This window comes from Kitasatospora sp. NPDC057015, assembly GCF_042673745.1.
Taxonomy (GTDB): domain Bacteria; phylum Actinomycetota; class Actinomycetes; order Streptomycetales; family Streptomycetaceae; genus Kitasatospora.
This window is the reverse complement of the sequence record NZ_JBHUSG010000029.1, coordinates 90,413-111,441: the sequence shown is the minus strand read 5'-3', so window position 1 is coordinate 111,441 and position 21,029 is coordinate 90,413. Positions and strand designations below refer to the sequence as shown.

Here is a 21,029-nt window from a genome sequence, read left to right as displayed (position 1 = left end):
TCCATCACCAACGGCACCGTCACCCATCGAGGAGAAGCGCATGACCGACCGCCTCTACATCGACGTGCACATCCTGCAGACCGTCCCGCCGGCTAACCTGAACCGGGACGACAACGGCAACCCCAAGGAAGCCTACTTCGGCGGCAAGCGCCGTTCCCGCGTCTCCTCCCAGGCCTGGAAGCGCGCCACCCGCATCCACTTCGCCGAGAGCCGTGACCGGCAGGACCTGGCCACCCGGACCAAGCGGATCGCCGCCCAGCTCGCCAAGGGCATCGCCGAGCGCACCGGCATCGCGGCCGAGGACGGGCAGCGGATCGCCGACGCGCTGATCAAGTCGACCGGGATCTCCGCAGGCAAGAAGGAAGGCGACACCGCCTACCTTCTCTTCTACGGGCGCCGCCAGCTGGACGGCATCGTCGACCTGGTTGCCCACTCCGCCGCTGACCTCGCTGCCCTCGACGCCAAGGCCCTCGACGAGGCGGCCAAGGCCCTGCCCGTCAAGGAGCAACTGCAGACCGGGCACCCCGCCGACGTCGCACTTTTCGGCCGGATGGTCGCCGACATCCCCGGCCTGAACGTTGACGCCGCCACCCAGGTCGCCCACGCCATCTCCACCCACGCCACCGAGCTCGAATTCGACTACTACACAGCCGTCGACGACGAGAACGAGGCCGACGAGACCGGCGCCGGCATGATCGGCACCATCGGCTTCAACTCCGCCACCCTCTACCGCTACGCCACCATCGGCCTGCACCAGCTGCGGGACAACCTCGGCGAGGACAAGGCCACGCTCGACGCCGTCGACCTGTTCATCGACTCCTTCGCCCGCTCCATGCCCACCGGGTACGGCAACTCCTTCGCCCACCGCACCCGCCCCAGCCTTGTCGCCGTCGTCGTCCGCGCCGACCAGCCGGTCAACCTCGTCTCGGCTTACGAGAACCCCGTCTCGGCGAGCCGGGGCATCGTCGCCGAGTCCGCGCGCCGCCTCGCCAGGGAGTTCGCCACCGCCACCGAGCAGTGGGGCGACAGCCCGCTGTACGTCGGCATCTGCCACACCCTCGGCACCGCCACGGACACCGACGAGACCGGGCAGAAGCTGGAGGATGCGTTCGGTGAGAACCGCACCTTCACCGAGCTGCGCGACGGCCTGCGCACCATCCTCACCGAGCGGGTGAACGACAACTGATGCCCGCCGAAGCCACCTCCGTGCCGGCCCCGGAGCAGGAAGAGGACCAGGCGGTCCTCGCCCTGCGTCTGGCCGGCCCCCTTCAGTCCTGGGGCGACCGCAGTGCCTTCAACCGCCGTGACAGCCGGCCCCAGCCGACCAAGTCCGGCGTCGTGGGACTGCTCGCCGCTGCCGCGGGATACCCCCGCGAAGCGGACATCACCGACCTGGTCGGCCTGCGCCTGGGCGTGCGCGTCGACCAGCCCGGAACCCTGCTGCGCGACTACCACACCGTCAGCGACTACCGGGGAAGGCCGCTCCCGCAGGCCGGCGTCAACGCCAAGGGAATCCAGAAGCCGACCTCCCCGGCCAAGGACACCCACGTGACCCATCGCTACTACCTCCAGGACGCGGTATTCGTCGCCGCCGTCCAGGGCCCGATCACCCTCGTCACGACGCTCGCCGAGGCGATCCGCCGCCCTGCCTTCCCGCTCGCCCTCGGCCGGCGCTCCTGCGTCCCCACCCAGCCGATTGTCCTCGGCGCGGTCCGCGACGCCAACCTGGAGGCCGTTCTGGCCGAGGAGCCATGGCAGGCGGGCGAGGCCGCCAAGAACGCCTACCGCCGCCGCTACCAGCGGGGGCCGGAGCCGTTCTCACCGCACCGGATCGACCTGGCCGCGACCTTCGACGACCCGTCCGGGGAGGACACCCTCCAGGACGTGCCGCGCTCCTTCGCACCCCGCGAACGCGGCTTCTCCACCCGGCGGATCCGCCACGCCTGGCTCAACGTCCCCACTGGCCTGCCACCGTCCCCCGCCCAGGCCGCCGACACCGCGCAACCGGCCGCCGTAGCCGGTGGCCACGACCCCTTCGCCCTGTTGGGCTGGTGACCCGATGACCTACCTCTCCCGCGTCCGCATCAACCCCCTGCGCGCGGCCAGTCGCAACCTGCTCGCCAACCCTCGCTCCCTGCACGGCGCCGTCCTGGCAGGCATCCCCGACACGGCTCCCGGCGATCGGATTCTGTGGCGACTCGACGCCGACCACCCCCGTCGCCCCATGTTGCTGGTCCTCACTCCCTCCAAACCCGACTGGACCCACATCGTCGAAGAGGCCGGATGGCCCGATGCAGAAGGCGAGCACTACGCGATCCGCGACTACAGCCCGCTGCTCGCCCAGCTGGCCGTCGGCCGTGAGTTCGCCTTCCGGCTCACTGCCAGCCCGGTCCAGAACACTTCCACGCCCGACAAGGCGAGTCCGCACCGGACGAGGTCAGCCGCCGACCTCAAGCACCGTTCCTACCGCATGGCCCACCGCACCGCCGCGCAGCAGCTCACCTGGTTCCTGGAACGCACCACCCGGTGGGGCTTCACTGTCCCAGAGAGCCACACCGACCGTCCCGCACCGGGTCTCGAACCGGATGCCGCGGACATTCCAGCCGACGCGCAGCCCACCCGGGAGGTGAGGATCACCGACCGCAGCCGCAGCACCTTCACCAAGCCCGGCACACGCACCCCCGTCACCCTCACCACCGCCACCTTCGAAGGGCAGCTGCGCATCACCGACCCCGTCCTCCTCCAGGCTGCCCTCCTCGGCGGTATCGGTCCTTCCAAGGCGTACGGCTGCGGCCTACTCACTCTCGCTCCGCCCCCGTCGCGGGAGCCCTGAGCGATGGCCGACATCTGGTGGAAAGCTCACCCGCACGACCTGCACCGCCTCGCCGACCGCGTCTCCAGCGTCTATGTGGAGCGCAGCCACATCGACCGCGACGAGAACGCCGTCGTCGTCATCAACAAGCGTGAGACCGTCCGCGTCCCCGCCGCGATGGTCGCCGTGATGCTCCTGGGTCCGGGCACCCGCGTCACGCACGGAGCCGTCAACCTGCTCGCCGACTCCGGCACCACCGTGTGCTGGGTCGGCGAGCAGGGCGTGCGCATGTACGCCTCCGGCATCGGCCCCAGCCGCGGAGCCGCCCTCCTCAACCGCCAGGCATGGCTGGTCAGCCGCACCAAAGAGCGCCTCGCGGTCGCCAGGAACATGTACCGGATGCGGTTCCCCGGTGAGGACGTGGGCACCGCCACGATGCAGCAGCTCCGCGGGCGCGAAGGCGCCCGCCTGCGCAAGCTCTACCAAGCCGAATCCCGGCGCACGGGAGTCCCCTGGAGCGGGCGTGAGTACAAGGCCGGCGACGCGAACGCCGCAGGCGACGACGTCAACCGGCTCCTGTCGGCGGCGAACGCAGCCCTCTACGGCATCTGCCACGCCGTCATCACCGGCCTCGGTACGAGCCCCGGGCTCGGGTTCGTCCATACCGGCCTGGCCACCTCGTTCGTCCTCGACATCGCCGACCTCTACAAAGCCGAATACACCATTCCGCTTGCCTTCGACCTCGCGAAGCAGGGCCTCACCGAGGAACGCGACGCCCGCCTCGGCCTGCGCGACCGCATCGCCGAGGAAAAGCTTCTCGGCCGCATCGTCCGCGACATCAAGACACTCCTCAGCCCCGACGGTATCGACATCCCGGAGGCCGAGGTCAACGAACTCTGGGACGAACGAGTCGGGTCGGTCCAAGGCGGCGTCAACTGGGCGTCAGGAGCAAGCCTGCCCGAGGCAGTCGCCGCAAGCGACCCGGGTATGGGCGACGAGCACGTTGCCATCATCGGACCGGAATTCGACCAGGACCCACCCCAGAGCAGCCCATGACCGTCATCATCCTGATTGCAGCCCCCGAAGGCCTCCGCGGACACCTCACCCGCTGGATGGTCGAGGTCAACGCAGGCGTCTTCGTCGGCAACCCCAGTCGACGTATCCGCGACCGCCTCTGGGACCTGCTCGCCACCCGCATCGGCGACGGTCAAGCCGTCCTCGTCGAACCCGCCAACAACGAACAGGGCTGGACAGTGAGGACCGCCGGCAAGGACCGCTGGAAGCCCATCGACTTCGACGGACTGATTCTCTCGGCACGTCAGCGCCGATAACATCGCAGGTCACGAAGTGTCGGCCCCGCGCTCGCGGGGATCTATCCGCGAGGCGCCCCCGGACCGTGTGGTCCGGGGGGTCGGCCCCGCGCTCGCGGGGATCTATCCGCCCTGCTGGCCGCGATGCGCACCTCCGGCCAGTCGGCCCCGCGCTCGCGGGGATCTATCAGTGATGGAGGGGTCGTCCCGGGCCGGGCCGTAGTCGGCCCCGCGCTCGCGGGGATCTATCCGGGGTGCTCGCCGACTTGTTCGGGAGCGAGCCGTCGGCCCCGCGCTCGCGGGGATCTATCCAACATCGGGCAGATCCTCACCGACGACGCCCAGTCGGCCCCGCGCTCGCGGGGATCTATCCCCCGCGCACGCGTGCTCAGAATTACGAACGGGGTCGGCCCCGCGCTCGCGGGGATCTATCCGCCTCACCGAGCTGAAGGGGCAGGCGTACCGCGTCGGCCCCGCGCTCGCGGGGATCTATCCGGCGTCGCGGTGGACGACGTGGCCCCCGTCCCGTCGGCCCCGCGCTCGCGGGGATCTATCTCCGACGGCCGGTGGGGGCGCGGCCTCACCGGGGTCGGCCCCGCGCTCGCGGGGATCTATCCCACAGCTGCTTCTCCTGGGTCTTGCGGACCAGGTCGGCCCCGCGCTCGCGGGGATCTATCCCCGATGTGCCGCACGCTTTGGGCCATCACGGGGTCGGCCCCGCGCTCGCGGGGATCTATCCCGCTCGCCGCAGTGCTCGCACGTGCCGGGCCAGTCGGCCCCGCGCTCGCGGGGATCTATCGAGGGGCCCCGGGCTTGATCACCCCGGGCTTGATCACCCCGGGCTCTCGTCGGCCCCGCGCTCGCGGGGATCTCTCGTGCCACAACCTGTGGCACCCCCGCTACACGGCGTCGGCCCCGCGCTCGCGGGGGATCTCCCAAGGATCCGTAGTCTCAGCCCCAGCCTGAGCGCAGTACGTTATCGGCTCGACCGGAGGGCCCAGGCCCCTTTTGAAGCGGCCGTTCTCTCGTGTTTCGCGACTCGATGTCACGATCCGTGGAGAACGGCCGCTTCCGTCGTTCCGGTGGGGAACGTCAGATCAGGAGGCTGCTTCTTCTGCGGGGCTAGACGTCAAGCTGTGCGCCCCCGCTACTCCTCAGGCAACGCTGCCCGGCGCCTTGGCCGCCGCACTTTCTGCCTTCGCACCACAGCAGGGGGCCCCAAGGAAGTCGCTCACTCCCGAGCTGCCCGGAAGGTCCCTCTGGCCCTCCCGCAGAAGCTGTCCAAGGCGCGGGCGATGACACTTACGGTGATCAGGACGGTGATGGCGATCACCAGATTTGTGCCTTGGCTAAGTACCCCGGTCACCGTGTCGCCCTTGATTACGCAGATCGCAACGATCGCAGCCAGTTGCTTGTCCTGCTGTCCCTGTCGTGCAAGGATGCTGGGGATGCCGACGCGGATGCGGGCATGTCTGATCGGGAGTGGCACTTGTCCTCCTGCTTGTGAACGGGCGCCCCGTAGAAGCTTCCTAGGGCAAGGGGCGCCCTTCATCTCGTCTTGAGGCTCACCACGGTAGCAGCATCTTCGCCTTGCTGTTGGTTAGATGACGCATGCTCAATGCCCTTTCTAAGTTGCGGAGTTGGGGCCACTTCATTGACTGCTCTCTGAGCAGGGCAAATGCTTCTCCTGTCGGATCACGCCACCGGTGGGTCGGGGGTGGTCAGACATGAAGAGACAGGTGGCCGAGGCTCGAGAGGCCCGGCCACCTGTCATCTCGCGGCGGTCAGGCCGCCATCAGGCTATCCCTGCGAACGCAGGGCCGATGTGTGGAGTTGGGGCTACTTCGGAGCCATCCCCGCGAACGCAGGGCCGAAGCTCCTCAGGTAGCAGTATCCACCTAGGCTTGTTGTCTAACCTCGCGGGCCACTCGACCAAGCTCAGCTTCGACGCACATCCTTGGTGTGCTGGTCAGGCTGGGAAGGTGGTCGCGCGTTTGGCGGGAATGCGGCAGCGGAGGCTGCTGGGCAGCCTGCGCATGCTGTACGAGCTCTCCCGCAGGCCTGGCGGGACGTCATGCGGGATCCGGTGGATCATCAGAACCGGCCTGTGGCATCGCGGACCACAATGCCGGCGCCGATCCGTTCTATGAGCTCGTGGGCGGCCCGTCCGGTCAGCACGACGAAGTTGATCGCAGGCGCTCTTCGACACCTTGGGCGGGACCGGTCGGGGCAGGGGCGCTGGGCGCTGATGGCGGGGATGGTCGATGTTGCTGCGGAGAACCTCCAGATGCGGGTGGTGTATGAGCTTCGGAAGTCCGCTTGTCGACGCAGGATCCGGCAAACAGGAGGTTAAGAAGGCGAGTTGTGCGAGGTGATGACTGATGATGGTGCCGTTCGAGTGCGTTGTTCAAGTGAGTCACCTTCGGGCTTGCCCGGGTCGAACGGTGAGTTCTCGAGTACTGTGCGGGCGCGGGACAGGGCATCTTCGAACCGGCTCTGGAGGACACCAGGCAGGGTGGCGGAGTTCAGCGCGCAGGCGGCGAGTGCCCGTTCGAGTGCTATGGCCCGGCCGGGTGCCAGGCGGCTGTGGATGCCGGAGTGGGAGAGGAAGTCACGCAGGGCGTAGCCATCGCCGGAATCACCTGTTCGGCTGGTCAGAAGATCGAAAAGGTTTCGGGCGGCGGGCATGTCCGGGTCGGCCGCGTCGAGGGCACTCAGCGACAGGCGGGTGCTGAAGACAGTCAGACCTTCGCCGCAGTGAAGCGCGAGGCATTCGTCGATCCCCGCTTCGGCTGCGTGCTGATCACCGGGGCTGCACAGCGCCGTCAGGACGGCGGTGACGGCGTTCTCCCAGGGATCGCCCGGCGCGGTCTCCTTCAGCAGCACGAGGGCGCCAGGGAGGTCGCCCGCGGTGGCGGCGGCGAAGACGGCGACCTGGCGGCCGTCGAGCATACGCAGGCCGAAGCCGCGGTGCTCCTCGATGTGGCGTAGGGCCTCCGTCCAGCGGCCGGCGGCGGTGAGGGCGCGGGTGCCGTCGGCGATGACGACCCGCCACAGCCACGCCCGGACCTCGCCACGTTGCTGGGCGGTCTCGGTAAGGCGGGCTGGGACGGTGATGCCGTCGAGCGTCGCCTCCGTGGTGGTGGTGACGGCCTCGTAGAGGTTGAGCAGAAGCTGGTGGCCGCGCTGGTGTTGTCCGGCCCGGATGTGAAGGCGGGCGAGGTTGACGATCGGCTCAAGCCCCCGGATCGCGCTCATCGCTGGGAGCGGCCCGCAGTCGAGGTAGAGACGGGCGTGGCGGTGGCACAGCGAGCGGGCGTAGTTGGGCAGGCCGAGATCGGAGGCCAGAAGAGCGGCTTGGTTGAAGACGGTGGATGCCAGGCCCGGGTCCTGCCGGTGGGCGGCCGTGTCGGCCAGCTCGCGGAGCCGGCCGACACGGGCGTCGAGGGGCAGGCACGCGGGTCGGATCCTGGCGACCAGCGGGAAGCGCCGGGCGACGGGTCCGGTCGGGTGCACGTGGGTTACTCCCAGATGATGGTGATCGGGTGGTTCGGTCGCTTCAGGACGAAGATGCCGGCGGCCGGGTCGGCGGTGGCTGGGGCGTCGGGGAGTTCGAAGCGCGGAGCCCGGTTGCGGTAGCCGGTGTTCCAGGTGCGGATTTCCTCGGAGACGAGGTCGGCGAGGGCGGCGCCGTCGGGGCCGTGCCCGATGACGCCGGTCTCGTAGGTCCTGCGGCCTTCGGCATCGGGGGCGGCCGGGCGCAGGGTGAGGTAGGCGAGGGAGCCGTCGACCACGGTGGCCATGGTGCCCCAGCCGAACATGGGGGTGATGCCGCGATCGCGGGCGGTGCCGGTCACGCTCATCCGCATGAGGGAGTTGGGCAGGGTGAGCGCCAGCCAGAGGTCCTGGTACTCGTAGGTGGTGCCGGCGGCGATAGTCACCCCGGTCCAGCGCTCGTGGAGGCCGCTGTCGAGGACGCCGAGCAACTGTTCGGCGTCGATCGCCTCCTCCTGGTCCTTGTGGACCTGGAGGGTGACGTCGCCGTCACGGGTGAGCGGGACGGTGCGGCGGGCGTCGTCCATGCTGCCGCGCAACGGCATGAAGACGGCGAGCTGGTCGTCGACGGACACCCAGCCGTCGTCGCCGCGCTCGAAGGCGATGGTGCGCGACGCGGTGCCGCGGAGCCGCAGCGGCAGGACGATTCGCCCGGTCGGCTTGACCTGCTGGAGCCACGGAGTGGGCATCTCGCTGGTGCTCACGGTGGCGATGACACGGTCGTAGGGGGCTCCGGCCGGGTGGCCGAGGGCGCCGTCGCCGAGGACGGCTTCGACGTTGGTGATGCCGGCGTCGGCGAGGTGCTTGCGGGCTCCGTCGACCAGGTCCTCGTCCACGTCCACGGCCACGATGTGGCCGTCGGGACCGACGATGGTCGCCATGTATGCGGCATTCACCCCGGTGCCGGCACCGGCTTCGAAGATCCTCTCGCCAGGCCGGGCGTCGAGCTGTTCGAGCATCAAGGCAACGATCGCGGGCTGGGAGGCCGCGCTGATCTGGGTGCCGGAGCCGTCCGTCTTGGTGTAGGTCGGGTTGTCGGCGTAGGCGGTTTCCAGGGGGAAGCCGGGCAGGAAGTGTTCCCTGGGTACGGCGCGGAAGGCAGTCTCCACCTCCGTGATGGTGATGGCCTTCTGGTCGATCAGGCGATCGGTGAGCGCGTCACGCAGCTGTCGGGGGTTGGGGGCGGCGGTGTCATCGCTGAGCGTAGTCATGCGGGCGACCTTAGTGGTGGCGGGGATGGCTGGCTGTGAGGACGCGGAGCCCTCGGCGGATTGGAAGACGGCATCCAACGCCCTTGCGGTCATGGCGGCTTGGTGGGTGGTCGGCAGGCCGGCCCGGTTGGCGTGGAAGAGCAGGTGGTGTGCGAGGACGGCGCGCAGCCCGCGGGTGAGGCGGCCGTCGCGGGCCAGGTGTACGAGGTCCTGCCCTGCCTTCTCGAAGGCGTCGATCCATGCGGAGTGGCCGGCGAGCGGTGCGCCGTCACGGGCGAGGCGGTGGGGGTCGAGACGCATCAGGTGGTGCATCGCGGCGGTCAGAGTGGCTGCCCGATCGACGGGAAGGGGACTCGGATCGCCCCGGAGTGCGGCGAACTTGGCCCACACGTCGCCCTGTTCGAACCAGTCGAGGCCGGCCGCGCGGAGCATGGCTGAGACCAGGACGACGACCGTCTCGGGGCGGCCGAGTGCCGGCGGACCCTGGGCGGTGGCGCGAGTCAGAAGATGCACGCTGTCGGTACAGAAGAGGCGGTGGGCGACCTCCATCGCTTCCGGTCCGCCGAACGCATCGGTCTCCGGCTCGTAGATCTCCTTGTTCCACCGCGCGACGAGTCCTTCCTCGGTGAGCGTGTCCAGCAGTGTTGCGATGGCGGGAACAGGTGCGGCGGCGCGGTAGCGGAGCCGGAAGGGGTTCTTCCGCATGTACCACCAGTCCTGCAGCTCGCCGGCCTGTTGGGCGGTGGCGAGTACGGGGAGGAGGCGGTGGGCACTGAGGGGCTCGGTGGCGCCGCGGTCGGCGAAGGTGATGTCGTGCTGGATCCAGCTGGTGGTCATCGAGTCGTCCTTGTTCAGGCAGTCAGGAAGCAGCCGTCCCAGCGGGTGGCCGGGGTGGTGCCGGTGGCCGGGGCCAGCAGGGCAAGGGCGGTTCCGGCGGCCCCCTCCAGGAGGGCGGGCCCGGCCGAGGCGACAAGTAGGTGGGCTTGTTCCTCGGGGTCGGTGTGCGGTGGGTGGGTGGTGTCGAGGAGCAGCGAGGTGGCCGAGCCAAGCCGAGCGGCGTTGCGTGGAGAGGCGTCCTCGGCGGCTCGATGGGCGATGTGGGCGAGCCCGGCGTAGCCGTGGCAGGCCGACATGTCGGTGGTCGCGGCGAGGGCGCGCGGGTCGAGCAGGGCGGTGGCGAGGGCGTTCTCGGCTCGGTGGCGCAGGTGTTGGTCGCCGATCGCGATGGCCGCGAGCTGCTGGGCTCGGGCCACCCCGGCGGTGCCGTAGCACCAGCTGGGTCGCTGTGGCACGAGCGGTTTTCGGTCGGGGCCGGCCAGGTGTGCTGCCGTGACCCAGTACGGCCAGGCGTGGTCGTCTCGCCAGAGCTCCAGCCAGGTGAGGATGATGCGGATCGCCTCGCGTTGGCCTTCGACCTCGACGCCATGTCGCAGGGCCAGTGCGAGCAGGGCGAGGGGGCCGGCGATGCCGTGCGCCATGCCGTTGTTGGCGTGCCCGGCGGGGAAGCGTGGGTTCGGTTCTCCGGACGGGCTGGCGGCGGTCCACCAACCGGGCAGCGTCCGGCGATCGTGCTGGATGTCCTCGGTGAGGCGGGCCAGGTAGGTTAGGATCTGCCGGATCGCCTCGCCGTCGGGGGCCCGGTGCAGCAGGACGGCGCCGATGCCGGCGAGGCCGCGGATGGTGTCGAACTCGGCCAGCGTCGGTAGCTCGCCACGGTCGATCCGGGCGAACGCCCGCTCGCAGCGGCGTACGGCGTGGTCAGCCACCGTACGGTCGAGGCGGACGAGGGCCTGCTGGTAGGAGCCGGGCCGAGCCTGGGCGGCGCAGGCGAGCGCGTGCAGGAGCGCCGGGGCTCCGTAGTAGTGGTAGCTGTCGGTTCCACTCGTGATCGGGACACTGGCTGCGGCGGCCAGCCATGTGTGAGCCGGCTCCCAGGGCCCTCGGCCGGTGGCCGCACGTTCGATGTGGAGCAGGGCGATGCCGGGGGCGCCGTGGGCGAGGGACTGGCGCCATTGAGGACGGGACCTCCACGCGGCGGGTGCATCGGCAGGGTCGGCGAGCAAGTCGGCGATTCGGTCGGACAGTCGGAGAGCGGGATGGGGTTGTGGGGTCACTGGTCATCGTCCCGGGAGAGGCGGGCGACGGCGGCGGCGCGGGCCAGGTACAGGACTTGGGCCTCGTCGTCGAAGTCGATGTGGTGCGCGCGGACGTAGCTGCAGTGCAGCAGGGAGCCGAGCACGTCGTCCGGGTCCACTCCCGTGGTTTCCGGCCCGGGGAAGTGCTGCCGGTAGGCGGCGAGGGCCTGGTGGCGGTCGTTCCAGGCACTTGTGATCGCGGTGCCGCCCGGCTCGGCGCGCAGTGCTGCCCAACCGTCGGCAGGATCGGCCAGGCGTACGGCCTCGCGGAACACCGGCCGCGGGACGGCTGCCGGAGGCTTGCTGGGGACGTTGGCGGCGAGCCAGCGAAGTCCGGCGGTGGGGGAGCCGGTGAAGCCGGTCGCGATGGCGACTGTCTGAGCGGCGAGCAGTGCCTGCCGCCCAGGCGATGTGGGCTGGGAGAGCTGGGCGAGGACGGCTGCGGAGTCTGTGCGGAAGACCTGCTCGGCCGCGGTCCAGGCCGATCCCGCGCCCCAACGACCGGTCTCCGCGTACGAGGTCGGGTACATCACCTCGGACAGGAGCCCGGACCGGTGCAGCTCGGCGGTCCAGTCGCTGATCACGGCGGCTGCGGGGCCGAAGCCGGTGGGCTCGGGCAGGGCGATGCGCAGCCGCAGATGCTGGCGTGGGTCGCGGAAGCGGACGAACCACCAAGGCGGTCCGCCCAGCCGCTCAAGGAGGTCGGGCAGGTGCCTGGTGAGCACGGTGTTCTGGCGTTGCAGGTCGCCGTAGAGCGAGGCGAGGAGAACCCGGGATGTGCCGGGCGCCTCGCCGTGGCCGCGGCCCAGGAGGCGGGCCGTCGTCGGCTTGGGCAGGCGCGGCCAGGCTGGAGGGTGGTTGGCGGTGACGGGGACGACGATCTCGTGTGCCCGGCCGCCTGCCCAGCCGAGATCTGCCGGTTCGGGAGCCTCGGCAAGGACGGCATGGGGGGAGGAGTCGAGGTGTGTGCGCAGCAGGGTGCGGTGGCCTGGGTGGTCGAGGTCGAGTGGTAGACCTTGGCTGTCGGCGGCCAGCATGACGAAGCGCGGTGTCCGGGACCGCTCCAACCACGCGCTGAGGGCCTCGTCCCACTGCTTCCAGGGTGCGTTCCTGGCGGGGAGTTCGGCGGAGTTGAGCCGCCAGGTGGCGGGGGAGAGGATGACGCGGCCTTGCCGGAGCCTGGGCCGGAACGGCAGGGCGCTGAGGGATCCCCAGGAGAAGCGGGTGACCTGCGCGGTTTGGGCGCGGGACAGTTCGGTGATGAGTCGGGCCAGCGGTGGGGTGTGGGTCCGGAGATTGAGGGCGTGTGCGGCGGTGGCCTCGACGCGCACGCCGAGCACCGGTGCGGCCAGGTACATCCGCCGGCCGTCACAGCCGACTGCCAGGTCCTCCGGTCGCAGGACGCCGTCGGTGCTCGGGCGGTGCTCGGCGAGGCTGATCATCAGCCGGCCGGGCGCCAGGCCGCGGGCCACGTGTCCGGTGGCCGGGTCCAGAGGAGGGAAGGACAGTTGTGCGGTGATGGCTTGCTCGTCCATCGTCGGCAGGCTGGTCAGTACATCGGAGAAGGCGGCCTGGTGCTCGGGGGCGAGCAGGTGGAGGAAGCGGCCGACCGAGACACCAGCTGCCCGTGAGACGGAGACCACCTCCAGCCGGAACGCACCCCGGTTGAGGGCCTGCTGAGTGTGGGCGTGGATGCGGGCGACAACCTCCAGGTGTGGGGGTAAGCGTGGCTGGTCCGGGCCGGGGGCGAGCGAGTCGAGCAGAATGCCGTCGAGGACCACCTCACAGCGGCCGTCGAGGGCTGCCTGCTGGGCGAGGGCGGCGAGGGTCCCGTCGCGTCGGTCGAAGCGCGGTGCTTCGGCGGGCCGGGCGCCGGGGTAGCCATCGGGCCAACCGATCCCGCTGTCCGCCACCATGTCGAGCAGCGGGACCAGCGCGCCGCGGCCGTACCGCTCGTAGAAGCGCTGGTGATAGGCCCGCCACGCGGAGGTGCCGTTGGGGGACGCGCTGAGCCGGGTGAGCAGGCCGGCCGCCCTGGCGGCTTCGTCGGCGACTGCCTGCGGGAGGACGAGGTCGGCGTCCAGCCTCAGGTCGACAGCCGTCACGGGGCGTTCCCGCGTTCCAGGACTCATGGTGGTGGCAGTGGTTCGGGCGAAGCCACGGAGGGTGCGGTCGGGCGTTCGATCGTGCTGGCCGAGAAGAGCGCCGACAGTGCGGAGACTCGTGAGCAGCTTGCCGACGGCCGCGAGCTCGTCGGCGCCGGCGCTCTCCAGAGCAGCCAAGAGGTGCTTGAGCGGGTCCGGCTCGGTAGCCGGGGCGTGGAGGTTGGTGATCAGGGCGCGGCAGGCAACGAGTTCGGACAGGATCCCGGTGATCCGTTCGGTGGGTACCGCGGTGAACTCGGCGCCGAGCTTTGCGATCAGATCCTGCACGCGGATCGGGTGTCGGGCACCGGCCAGGGCGGACGCGACAGGGAGGGTGTGGCGGAGGGTAGTTTCCGCCACCGTCGTTCCGACGGGTCCGGTGACGGGCCGGTGAGGAACCACGAGGCGGCCACCACGTACATGGACGGTGTCGTTGGTCATCACGTCCAGCCGGACCAGCAGTCGTTGCTCCAGCCGCTCGATCATGCGGCTGAGGAAGTCAGCTGAAGCCCGGGTCACCACGCGGTGGTCACCACCCCAGCGGACCTGGCCGGCCGATCCGAAGACGGCGCCCTGGACACCGGCGAAGTGGCCGAAGGGGGTCGGCCGCCCCTGGGCACGTAGCAGATAGCGCGCGATCGACAGGGCGGCCCGCCGCACGTCCCGCGGCGCCGGCCGCTCGGCGGCGACCAGGTGCTCGACGCGGCGGGCGAGGTCCGGGCTGGCCTGTGCGAGAGCCTCGACGAGGAGTTCGTCGCTCCACAGAGTGCGCAGCCACTCCACCTGCCGGTGCGTCAGGTGATGTGCCTCGGTGGCGAGGTCCGGCCAGGTGGGCACTGGAAGATCGGGGCGGGCGACGGCGCGCACCAGCGCCACGCGGGCGGCGCGGTAGGAAGCCGTGGGAGCGAGTGGACGCATGGCGGACCTCGGGGCTCGGAAGCGGACGGGTGTGCCGGCCGGTGCACGGGGACCTGGTTCGTGCACCGGCCGGGCGGCGTCAGTGCAGGCCGGTGGTGCAGGCACCGCAGGTACTGCCGCAGCCGTCGTCGGTCAGCACCTGCAGGCTGGCCGCATCGGCCGTCTCGACGGTGCGGATGTCGAGGTCGAACTCGTCGGCGACGCCGGTGAGCGGGGCGACCAGGCTGTCGGCCGTGATCTTCTGAGCCATGTGGTTCCTCCTGTTGGGATTTCCCTTGCGGGACCTGGCGTCGAGGTGCGGGATGCGTCTCGCATCACCAGGAGACGGTGAGGTGTCGGGGCAGCTGAAGGTCGGGACTCACCCGGGCGGGTTCAAGGTGCGAAGCTCGTCGAGGGCGGCGACTGCCCCCGCGGTCAGGGGCAAAGCGGGACGGACGAGCACGCTGCCGTCAGGGAGCGCGGTGAACGGCTCTGCTCCGTTTGCCGCTACACAGCCGCTTCCCCCGGCGCCGACGGTTCGGCGCCGCGCACTGACCAAGGCGCGGAAAAGCCCGCCCGCAAGCCGGTCAAGAGGTGCGGATCCCCGAGCGCGCGCAGCAGCAGCCGTTCGCCTCGGAACGCCGTCCGGCCGTGCAGGAAGCGATGGTTGTCCAGGACGATTCCCTGCCCGGCGGCCAGACGCAGCCGGGACGCGTGGCGGTCGATGACCAGGCGTAGGGCGGGCAGATGTACTTCGGCCGCCGGCGAGAACCGGGCGAGGGAGTCCTGGCGCAGCTGCAGGCGCCACCGGCCGCCCGGAAGTTGTTCCAGCACGGGCGTGAATCGTCCGTCCGCTCCGCCGAAGAACGCGGCCCGCGGCGCCGCAAGAGCCTCCAGCGCAGCTGGGTGGAACGCGGCCAGCTCCGCGAGGACGGCCCGGCCGTCCACCAGCAGACTCTCCCCGCCCGAGTCGCCCGCTCGTGCGCACGCCAGGAGAAGGAGACGCGGCGGTCGCGGGTACTGCGCGGATTCGGTGTGCAGGTCGAGGCCGCCGCGCCCGAGGCCGGCGAGGCCCACCCGATCTACGTGGCGGCCCGTGTCGCGGATGACGGTCAGCCCGTCGGGGTCGGCATCACGATGCGGCCATAGCCCGGACATCATTTGCTTCGCCGCGTACAGGACGTCGTCACGCCCGCCCAGCCTGCCGAGCCGCACCACGCCGCGCTCTCGCAGCACCGCGTCGGCTCGCCCTCGCGCATCGCTGCCCAGTGACGCCGGGGTGAACTCCTCATCCGCGGAGGCGGGTGCGGTATCGGGATACGGCATGGTGGATCCCCCTCGTGAGACGTGGCGGACGGGAGACGGCACACTCTCCTCGCCTCGCCCTCCCCGAGTGAAGTGACAGATTGTCAAAGCCCGATCACCAGAAGTCGGGAGTCCGGGGCGCCGGACGGCTGCTACGTTCGACGTGCCCGTGCCCGCCCGCGCGCCGTGGAAGAAGAGATGACTGATCAGCTCTATGTGCCGCCGAAGTTCCCGATCTCGATCAAGGGTGTGGTGCTCGACCCGCAGCGCAGGGTCCTGCTGCTGAAGAACGAGCGCCAGGAATGGGAACTGCCGGGCGGGAAACTCGAAGGCAAGGAGCGGCCCGAAACGCGGGTGGAGACCGAGATCCGCGAGGAATGCGGCTGGACCGCCACGGCCGGCCCGCTGCTGGACACGTGGATGTACGAGCCGCTGCCCGGCCGCCTGGTCTTCATCGTCACGTACGGCTGCACCGCGACAGACGCCCACCGGCCCGCGGTCGTGAGCCACGAACACAAGGAGGCCGGCCTCTTCCGGCGCGACGAAGTTCCCGGCCTCGTCATGCCTCAGGGCTACAAGGACTCGGTCGCCCGGTGGTACGAACTGCTCGACCGGAGCTGACCGATGGGCCGGCCGGACCCGCACGATGGCATCCGCTGGCACTGGGCCACTCCCAGGGCGCAGGCCATCCTGAGCCGCCGCAGGCTGCCCGAGATCCTCGTCTTCTACCGCGAGTTGCACCACCTGCCACAGGAGGAACTCGGCACTCTGCTCGGGTACTCGACCTCCTACATCTCCCGGGTCGAGACGGGCAGCAGGACCATCACCGACGTCGTCGCCCTGCGGCAGATCGCCGAACGCCTCGCGCTGCCGCCCCACGTCCTCGGGGTCACCGACGACGCCGACGGGGACCACCGCGCCATGGTCCAGTTCGCCGACAGCGTCCTGCGCCTGGCCGAGATCGCCCGTCAGGCCGGCAAAGCAGCTGCCGCCGTCGACGAGCTCTGGCCGCTCGTCGCCCGTCTCGAAGCAAGAGCAGCTGACGGTTACACCGAGACCGACGTGCTGCGCCTGCTGGCCCGCGCCCGTGTCGGCCTCGGCGTTGCGCTCGGCCACGTCCTGCCCGAGGAACGCCTCGCCACGGCCGCACGCTGGACCGGTAAGGGCACGGCGATCACTCGTCGGCTGGGCGACCGCGGCCTGCACGCCTTTGCCCTGCGCCACCACGGCAACGAACTGCGCAAGGCCCGCATGCTGGGTGCCGCACTGGATCGGCTGACCCTTGCCCGTGACCTCGCCGGCACCCCCACGGAACGGGCCGAGGCCATCATTCTGCTGGGCCGGGCAGCAGGCAACGCCGGGCACGCCGCCTTGTTCGACTCGGCCGTGACCGAGGGGCGGCGACTGCTCGACGTTGCATCGGTGACCCCGCTGTTCTCGGAATTCACCCACCACGAAGTCCAACTGCGAGGGCTGGCCGCGGTCGGTCGTATCGGCGAGGCCGTCGCCCTGCTGGACCGTGCACCGAGTCCGAGCCTGCGGACCAGCGCGCAGTGGCAGATCATCTCCGCCATCACCGCCGGTCAGGTGCTGGCACGACGGGGCGACCGCAGTGCTGCCCGCGAGCAGATGACCGCCGCCGTCAAGGGAGCGGCGATGCATCGCCTTCCGCACCAGCTCCAGCGGGTGGTGCGTGCGAGCCAGGACCTGCCCGATGTCAGGGAGGAGGCCGAGGAGGCTCTCAGCCGCCTGCGTGCAGAGATAGCTGCGTGACGATGCGAGGACGGGATTCACGAGGAACCTCCTTCTGCAGTCGGGGGAATTGCCGTGCGAACGGTGCTGTGCGGTGGCGGAGTTAAGCGTCGGCAGCAGCGTCGACGGCGGCGAACGGGACGATGGGCGGCAATGCCGGCGTGGCCTCGACCGATTGGTTGACGACCTGCCCGAGAAGACCCAGGACGATCACGTGGCCCGCTGCCCAGCACGCGGTGATTGCCGCTCCGAGGGGGTCCCGTTGCCGTCCCTGTTCGGGGGCGCGCCTTCCGGCCGTGCCATGAGAGCTCGTCGACGGCCGGCCGCCTGGCTCTGTGCCGACCGGGCCGGTGGCTACGGGGACTTCGAACCAGACGATCGTTCCGCCGCCCTCGACGACCTCTGTCCCGTGGTCGATGGCCAGTTGAGCCACGAGGAACAGTCCGCGGCCGTCCTCGGCTTCGGGACCGGCGATCTTCCTACGGGGCCGACCGCGGCCGGCGTCGAGCACCTGGACGCGAAGACGGCGGGTCGGGCGTATGAATGTGAACTCGATCGTGAGTGTCGCCGAGGGATCGTCCCCGTGGCTGCCGTGGACGACGGCGTTGGTCGCGAGTTCGGACACCAGCAGGACGACCGTGTCGGCGTCGTCCGGCGGCAGTTTGACGCCGACCTTCGCCAAGGCGACAGGAACGTGTCGGCGGACTTTGGAGATCTCGGATGCCCTTGCGGGCGTCGAGAAGGATTCAGCGGTCAAGACGAGGTCCTCCGGTTCGTGCAGGTCGCCCGGTTCGTTCCGTGGAAGTCCGGCGCCTGGTGGTCGATCGCAGGTGCCGTAAGGTTCGCGAGGGCACCGACCGGCGACAACAGGAGGTAGTTGCGGGTGAGGGCGGAAGTCACTGGCGTCGTGCCGTCCAGCAGAACGGAGCAGTAATCAGTTACTGGTTCCGGCACGCTCCGTACGCCGGATCACTACGCTGAGAAGCCGAAGCCGACAGTCGAGGGGGTGACTGGGATGGCCCACGGCCTGGTCTGCGCAGAGCGCCTTCGCGCCGAGGGGACGGCAGGGGATCGGAGCATCCAACGAATCGTCGATGAGCTCATCGACTGCTGTGGGGTCAGCCGCCTGCGGGCCCATCGGCTCGCCCATGGCTGGACGTTGAAGGAAGCCGTGGACGTCTTGATCGAGCTCTGCGACGAGGAGGGCATCGCCCGTCCCAGGCTCGACGCCGACCAGCTCGGGCACTGGGAGACGGGCCGGCAGCCCCGCGCAGGGACGATCGACCTGCTCTGTCGCCTGTACCGGACCGACACCACCACCCTCGGGCTCATGGGGGACTACCGTGGCTGGGGTGAAGCCGCGGAGGTGCACCACCGCCCCGTGTGCGCCGCGCTTGGGAGTACACCTGTGCGCCTGCCGACGCAGGCCGGCTCGCGCCATGCTGCAAGCGATTCGATCAGCTCCCTGGTGGACTCCGCCCGCAGGGCGGTAGAACGCACCCTCGCGCTGACGACAGTGAGCACGACCCAGCTGGAGCTCCTGGACGAGCGTGTGATGGGCCTGCGCCGTGACTACGTGTTCACGGCGCCGGCCGTGATGCTCGGCCGGCTCCTGGGGGATCTGGAGGAGATCCGGCTGCATGCGGCGGAACGCCAGCCCGCGAACGTTCAGGTACGGCTGTCCGAAATGACCGCAGTCGTGTCGGCCCTGATCGCGGACGCGTTGATGAAGCTGGGAAGGTTGGACGATTCCGAGCGCTGGTACGGGACAGCGCGCATGGCAGCCGACGACAGTGGCAGCGTCGACCTCAGGGCCAGGGTCCGCGTTCAGGCCGCGATGTTGCCGTACTACTACGGTCCGCTGGAGAAGGCCGCCGAACTGGCACGCCAGGCCCGACTGCTCAACCGAGGGCGTCCCACGGCCACGGGCGCCCTGGCAGCAGCGGCCGAGGCGCGAGCGCTCGCGCGGCTGGGCAGGACGGCGGAGGCCCACAGGGCGATCCACCACGCACAGGACATGTTCGAACGCTGCGACCAGGGCGACCCCGAGGACGCGTGGGGCTTCCCGGAGCGCCGCCTTTTCCTCTACCTCAGCGGCACCTACACCTACCTCGGCGAAACCGGCCGGGCACGCGCCGCGCAGCAGCAGGCGCTCGTCCTGTACCCCGACCGCACGGGGATCGATCCGGCACTCCTCAGACTTGATCAGGCCGTCTGCCTGATCAAGGAGCGAAGCCTCGCGGAAGCCTGCCAACTGGCCGGCCGCACCTACCTTCAGGTGCCGGAGGCCCACCGAACGGAGATCCTTGGCTCCCGGGCGCGGGCGGTGATCGACATACTGCCGGACCGGCTACGTACGACGCGCGCGGTTCGCGAACTGGGCGACGTTCTCGCATTACCGCCGGGAACGATGTGACAGTGAGGCCGTCGTCCGTCAGCCTTAAGGACATGAGTGCACCGAGCCGGATCGGCGGCTTCAGTGAGTCCGAAGTAGGCCACGTTCTCGACGCCGCCTGCCGCACGGTGGGCCTGGACGCGTCAGGCGCCACTGTCCTCCGCGGGCACACCAATGCCGTCTTCCTGTTGGCCTCCAGCCCGGTAGTGGTCAAGATCGCGCGGCGCGGCTCGAACGCCGAGGAGGTGCGCCGGACGGTCCGGCTGGTCGAGTGGCTGGTCGGCATGGACTTCCCAACTGTCTCCCTGCTGCCGCTGGAACAGCCGGTTCTTGTCGACGGGCATGCGGTCACGTTCTGGAAGTACCTGCCCCAGCCCGACCACCCGGTCGCGGCACAACAACTCGCCCACCCACTGAAGCTGCTCCATGAGCTGCCGGCCCCACCGTTCCCCCTCCGTACGCTCGACACGGTCGGGGCGATCCGCCGCTCCCTGAACGCGATCACGGTGCTCGCCGCCGAAGATCTCCACTACCTGTCCGCCCGTCTCGACAGGCTGCAGGAGTCCCTCTTGGGGATCCGCTTCCCGCTGACGCCGGCGCTGCTTCAGGGGGACCCGCAGCATCGGAACGCCTTGCACGACGGACCGGTTGCCGTGCTCTGTGACTGGGACACGGCCAGCTACGGGCAACCGGAGATCGACCTGGTGACGATCGAGATCCACTGTCGGAGGTTCGGGTACGGCAGGGCGCACTACGAGGCCTTCGCCCGGTCGTACGGCTTCGACGTCGTCCAGTGGGAGGGGTACCGAGTTCTTCGGGATCTGCGTGAGTTGAGGATGATCACAACGAACGCGAAGCGGTCCGCACCAGGTTCGGCAACGCTGGTGGAGGTCGTCCGCCGGATCGCCGGCCTGCGTGAGGGTGACGACGGGCTGCGCTGGCACATTCTGTGACGCTGGCGGGGATCACGGGGGAGGCGCTGCCAATGCCCGCGTCGCAGCCGAAGGGGAGCTCTGGGGGAGCGCGCCCTTCAAGGGGTGGAAGATGCGTGTCGTCAGCGCAGCAGGGCGAAGCACAGGGCCGCGGTGCCGCCCAGTGCGGTACCCGCGAGAACCTGTCCGACCGTGTGGGCCTTGAGGATGATTCGTGACCAGCCGATCGCGGCGGCGCCGAGGATGGTGGGCAGCATCTACCCCGGCGGCGAACTCCGGTGCCTGGGCCGATGCGGTTCCGCTGTCGTCCGCGAGGGTCGCTTTCGTGGCCGGCACCACAGCGGCTCGCGAGGTCGCCGCGGCGGGCCGGTTGCGTACCGCGATCCAGATCCTCTCGGACCTCGACCTCGCTCCGGAGGAGGTGCTGACCCACATTGACGAGCTCGTGCGGCGGCTGTCACGCCACTCGGTCGGCCGCCACGGCTCCCTTCCCTGACCTGTGCTCCCGGCGCCTCGCCGGGACCACAGGTGTGCCGTGCCGGGGTCTTCCGCCGGGAGGCGGGCATCACCCGGACGGCAAG

General features: G+C 70.1%; 19 protein-coding genes and 1 CRISPR repeat array. Of the genes, 10 read left to right on the top strand and 9 right to left on the bottom strand.

Annotated features, from left to right (window positions below):
* Nucleotides 1–40: 40 nt before the first annotated feature.
* From cas7e to cas2e, 5 genes are read left to right on the top strand one after another with little or no spacing between them, the layout of a single operon-like run.
* Nucleotides 41–1,186, top strand: coding sequence for a type I-E CRISPR-associated protein Cas7/Cse4/CasC (cas7e, locus tag ACFTWP_RS25005; protein ID WP_380266991.1), 1,146 nt, complete (start codon nucleotides 41–43; stop codon nucleotides 1,184–1,186).
* Complete coding sequence (gene cas5e / locus ACFTWP_RS25000) at nucleotides 1,186–2,055, top strand: type I-E CRISPR-associated protein Cas5/CasD (protein WP_380266990.1); 870 nt, start codon at nucleotides 1,186–1,188, stop codon at nucleotides 2,053–2,055. Before cas7e ends, cas5e begins: the two co-directional genes overlap by 1 nt.
* 4 nt (nucleotides 2,056–2,059) lie before the next feature.
* Entirely contained in the window at nucleotides 2,060–2,833 is a 774-nt protein-coding gene (gene cas6e, locus ACFTWP_RS24995; RefSeq protein WP_380266988.1) for a type I-E CRISPR-associated protein Cas6/Cse3/CasE, read from the top strand.
* A gap of 3 nt (nucleotides 2,834–2,836) precedes the next feature.
* Nucleotides 2,837–3,868 (top strand): type I-E CRISPR-associated endonuclease Cas1e, encoded by a 1,032-nt coding sequence (gene cas1e / locus ACFTWP_RS24990; protein ID WP_380266987.1) that lies wholly within the window; start codon nucleotides 2,837–2,839, stop codon nucleotides 3,866–3,868.
* Complete coding sequence (cas2e, locus tag ACFTWP_RS24985; RefSeq protein WP_380266986.1) at nucleotides 3,865–4,143, top strand: type I-E CRISPR-associated endoribonuclease Cas2e; 279 nt, start codon at nucleotides 3,865–3,867, stop codon at nucleotides 4,141–4,143. Before cas1e ends, cas2e begins: the two co-directional genes overlap by 4 nt.
* An 18-nt stretch (nucleotides 4,144–4,161) precedes the next feature.
* Nucleotides 4,162–5,058: a CRISPR direct-repeat array (repeat unit 28 nt; unit sequence GTCGGCCCCGCGCTCGCGGGGATCTATC).
* Nucleotides 5,059–5,353: 295 nt separating this feature from the next.
* On the opposite strand, the gene ACFTWP_RS24980 is transcribed toward cas2e, so the two are convergent.
* From ACFTWP_RS24980 to ACFTWP_RS24950, 7 genes are all read right to left on the bottom strand, one after another.
* On the bottom strand, nucleotides 5,354–5,611 hold the full coding sequence (locus ACFTWP_RS24980; protein WP_380266985.1) for a hypothetical protein: 258 nt from the start codon (nucleotides 5,609–5,611) through the stop codon (nucleotides 5,354–5,356).
* An 860-nt stretch (nucleotides 5,612–6,471) separates the two neighbouring features.
* Nucleotides 6,472–7,638, bottom strand: a complete 1,167-nt coding sequence (locus ACFTWP_RS24975) for a hypothetical protein (protein WP_380266983.1) — start codon at nucleotides 7,636–7,638, stop codon at nucleotides 6,472–6,474.
* A 5-nt stretch (nucleotides 7,639–7,643) separates the two neighbouring features.
* On the bottom strand, nucleotides 7,644–9,725 hold the full coding sequence (gene fxlM / locus ACFTWP_RS24970) for a methyltransferase, FxLD system (protein ID WP_380266982.1): 2,082 nt from the start codon (nucleotides 9,723–9,725) through the stop codon (nucleotides 7,644–7,646).
* Between the two features lie 14 nt (nucleotides 9,726–9,739).
* Nucleotides 9,740–10,951 carry a lanthionine synthetase C family protein gene (locus tag ACFTWP_RS24965; protein ID WP_380266981.1) on the bottom strand — a complete coding sequence of 404 codons (1,212 nt, stop codon included), beginning with the start codon at nucleotides 10,949–10,951 and terminating at the stop codon, nucleotides 9,740–9,742.
* A 47-nt stretch (nucleotides 10,952–10,998) separates the two neighbouring features.
* Nucleotides 10,999–14,085, bottom strand: a complete 3,087-nt coding sequence (locus ACFTWP_RS24960; protein ID WP_380266980.1) for a lantibiotic dehydratase — start codon at nucleotides 14,083–14,085, stop codon at nucleotides 10,999–11,001.
* A gap of 79 nt (nucleotides 14,086–14,164) precedes the next feature.
* The gene (locus ACFTWP_RS24955) at nucleotides 14,165–14,335 is read right to left on the bottom strand and encodes an FxLD family lanthipeptide (RefSeq protein WP_380266979.1); all 171 of its coding nucleotides are present in this window, start codon (nucleotides 14,333–14,335) and stop codon (nucleotides 14,165–14,167) included.
* Between the two features lie 236 nt (nucleotides 14,336–14,571).
* Entirely contained in the window at nucleotides 14,572–15,390 is an 819-nt protein-coding gene (locus tag ACFTWP_RS24950; RefSeq protein WP_380266977.1) for a TauD/TfdA family dioxygenase, read from the bottom strand.
* A 177-nt stretch (nucleotides 15,391–15,567) separates the two neighbouring features.
* Here ACFTWP_RS24950 and ACFTWP_RS24945 point away from each other — a divergent pair, with 177 nt between their 5' ends.
* Complete coding sequence (locus ACFTWP_RS24945; RefSeq protein WP_380266976.1) at nucleotides 15,568–15,990, top strand: NUDIX domain-containing protein; 423 nt, start codon at nucleotides 15,568–15,570, stop codon at nucleotides 15,988–15,990.
* A 3-nt stretch (nucleotides 15,991–15,993) separates the two neighbouring features.
* Entirely contained in the window at nucleotides 15,994–17,142 is a 1,149-nt protein-coding gene (locus tag ACFTWP_RS24940; protein ID WP_380266975.1) for a helix-turn-helix domain-containing protein, read from the top strand.
* 82 nt (nucleotides 17,143–17,224) lie between these two features.
* Here the strand turns inward: ACFTWP_RS24940 and ACFTWP_RS24935 are convergent, their stop codons facing one another.
* Nucleotides 17,225–17,878 (bottom strand): ATP-binding protein, encoded by a 654-nt coding sequence (locus ACFTWP_RS24935; RefSeq protein ID WP_380266973.1) that lies wholly within the window; start codon nucleotides 17,876–17,878, stop codon nucleotides 17,225–17,227.
* A 258-nt stretch (nucleotides 17,879–18,136) separates the two neighbouring features.
* On the opposite strand from ACFTWP_RS24935, the gene ACFTWP_RS24930 reads away from it, so the two are divergent.
* Nucleotides 18,137–19,537 (top strand): helix-turn-helix domain-containing protein, encoded by a 1,401-nt coding sequence (locus tag ACFTWP_RS24930; protein ID WP_380266972.1) that lies wholly within the window; start codon nucleotides 18,137–18,139, stop codon nucleotides 19,535–19,537.
* A 32-nt stretch (nucleotides 19,538–19,569) separates the two neighbouring features.
* Nucleotides 19,570–20,469 carry a phosphotransferase family protein gene (locus ACFTWP_RS24925; protein ID WP_380266971.1) on the top strand — a complete coding sequence of 300 codons (900 nt, stop codon included), beginning with the start codon at nucleotides 19,570–19,572 and terminating at the stop codon, nucleotides 20,467–20,469.
* Nucleotides 20,470–20,570: 101 nt separating this feature from the next.
* Here ACFTWP_RS24925 and ACFTWP_RS24920 read toward each other — a convergent pair whose 3' ends face one another.
* A complete protein-coding gene (locus tag ACFTWP_RS24920; RefSeq protein ID WP_380266970.1) occupies nucleotides 20,571–20,705 on the bottom strand; it encodes a phosphatase PAP2 family protein in 135 nt (44 codons plus the stop codon).
* A gap of 68 nt (nucleotides 20,706–20,773) precedes the next feature.
* On the opposite strand from ACFTWP_RS24920, the gene ACFTWP_RS24915 reads away from it, so the two are divergent.
* Nucleotides 20,774–20,944 (top strand): hypothetical protein, encoded by a 171-nt coding sequence (locus ACFTWP_RS24915; RefSeq protein ID WP_380266969.1) that lies wholly within the window; start codon nucleotides 20,774–20,776, stop codon nucleotides 20,942–20,944.
* The last annotated feature ends 85 nt before the right edge of the window (nucleotides 20,945–21,029 follow it).

What these genes read in the sequence shown, in the direction of transcription:
- cas7e (WP_380266991.1), top strand. Translation starts at nt 41, where the DNA reads ATGACCGACCGCCTCTACATCGACGTGCACATCCTGCAGACCGTCCCG.
- cas5e (WP_380266990.1), top strand. Translation starts at nt 1,186, where the DNA reads ATGCCCGCCGAAGCCACCTCCGTGCCGGCCCCGGAGCAGGAAGAGGAC.
- cas6e (WP_380266988.1), top strand. Translation starts at nt 2,060, where the DNA reads ATGACCTACCTCTCCCGCGTCCGCATCAACCCCCTGCGCGCGGCCAGT.
- cas1e (WP_380266987.1), top strand. Translation starts at nt 2,837, where the DNA reads ATGGCCGACATCTGGTGGAAAGCTCACCCGCACGACCTGCACCGCCTC.
- cas2e (WP_380266986.1), top strand. Translation starts at nt 3,865, where the DNA reads ATGACCGTCATCATCCTGATTGCAGCCCCCGAAGGCCTCCGCGGACAC.
- fxlM (WP_380266982.1), bottom strand. Translation starts at nt 9,725, where the DNA reads ATGACCACCAGCTGGATCCAGCACGACATCACCTTCGCCGACCGCGGC.
- ACFTWP_RS24960 (WP_380266980.1), bottom strand. Translation starts at nt 14,085, where the DNA reads ATGCGTCCACTCGCTCCCACGGCTTCCTACCGCGCCGCCCGCGTGGCG.
- ACFTWP_RS24955 (WP_380266979.1), bottom strand. Translation starts at nt 14,335, where the DNA reads ATGGCTCAGAAGATCACGGCCGACAGCCTGGTCGCCCCGCTCACCGGC.
- ACFTWP_RS24950 (WP_380266977.1), bottom strand. Translation starts at nt 15,390, where the DNA reads ATGCCGTATCCCGATACCGCACCCGCCTCCGCGGATGAGGAGTTCACC.
- ACFTWP_RS24945 (WP_380266976.1), top strand. Translation starts at nt 15,568, where the DNA reads ATGACTGATCAGCTCTATGTGCCGCCGAAGTTCCCGATCTCGATCAAG.
- ACFTWP_RS24940 (WP_380266975.1), top strand. Translation starts at nt 15,994, where the DNA reads ATGGGCCGGCCGGACCCGCACGATGGCATCCGCTGGCACTGGGCCACT.
- ACFTWP_RS24930 (WP_380266972.1), top strand. Translation starts at nt 18,137, where the DNA reads ATGGCCCACGGCCTGGTCTGCGCAGAGCGCCTTCGCGCCGAGGGGACG.
- ACFTWP_RS24925 (WP_380266971.1), top strand. Translation starts at nt 19,570, where the DNA reads ATGAGTGCACCGAGCCGGATCGGCGGCTTCAGTGAGTCCGAAGTAGGC.
- ACFTWP_RS24920 (WP_380266970.1), bottom strand. Translation starts at nt 20,705, where the DNA reads ATGCTGCCCACCATCCTCGGCGCCGCCGCGATCGGCTGGTCACGAATC.